We start from the raw sequence: 1,058 nt of genomic DNA, 5'->3' as shown, positions 1-1,058 counted from the left end.
ATCTGCAAGCGCCACTGGGTGAAGGTTGGCAAGTCGTGGGTGTGTACTACGATTATGGCAACCCATACAACCAAGTGATGATGTCCCATCGAAACTGGCTTTATGCGTTTGCCGGAACGGGTAACGTAGGGTTAGGCGTATTGCTGAAAGACAGCGTGAATGGAGAAGGGTTGAAGAATCGTTTAGAAAATGTCTTCCGATTGCCACAAGACCGCGTATTCGACAACAGCAATATCTACAATCAAGCCATGAGAGTATTTGATCACACGTTCGCCATCGCTGGCACGCTAGGCAACATTACTCTTATCATTGCTGTATTTGGTCTTTTCTTTGCAACCCTAGCAGGAGAACTCTCTCGTCAAAGACACTTCTCGCTGCTGAGATGCATGGGTGTTTCTGGCAAAGAGTTGGTTGCCTTGGGGGGCTTGCAACTGTTCGCCTTTGGTGCCATTTCTGCGATTATTGCAGTACCGTTAGGATTGGCCTTGGCCCACCTAATTGTTGATATCATCATTAAACAATCTTTTGGTTGGTCACTCGAACTGCAAACCATTCCTTGGGAATATGCACAAACTATCGCTTGGGCAATGCTCGCGATTATGATCGCCGGGGCGTTACCCGTAATTCGAATGATTAAGAGTACGCCAATGAAGTCGTTGAGGGATGCGTTGTAGTGGAAAAACAAAACTCTAAAAAACGCGTTTTTGCTTCGATGCTGATCGTAGTCGTTTTTGCCATGTTGACTGGAGCGACGTTGTATTCAACGTTTTGGCTAGAGCCTACTGCTACCCAAGAAAACGAAATCAATTCGGTACTGACGCGAGAAAATAAAACCATTTTTGAGCCGGTTTTACCGGACGAGCATGTCTCATTGCCTTCAGACTTTCGCTTCCATCCTGAATATCAACATGAATGGTGGAACTACTTTGCGAAGCTGCAAGATAAGCAAGGTCGCACTTACAACGTGCAGTGGAGCTATTTTCGTGTCGCCGCCGATGAACGAGAAACCAGCGGTTGGCAAAACCCGCAACTGTACATTTCACATGTTGTCGTGAGCC

2 protein-coding genes are annotated in these 1,058 nt (G+C 46.7%); both read left to right on the top strand.

Features of this window, described 5'->3' with window-relative positions:
• On the top strand, positions 1-674 hold a 674-nt coding region (locus tag R8N28_RS26890), incomplete at its 5' end, for an ABC transporter permease (protein WP_318183877.1).
• The coding region (locus R8N28_RS26885) for a lipocalin-like domain-containing protein (RefSeq protein ID WP_318183876.1) at positions 674-1,058 on the top strand (385 nt) is incomplete at its 3' end. The genes R8N28_RS26890 and R8N28_RS26885, both read left to right, overlap by 1 nt.

The sequence above is a fragment of the Vibrio sp. Vb1554 genome, assembly GCF_033344235.1.
This window is presented reverse-complemented; position numbering and strand designations above follow the sequence as displayed.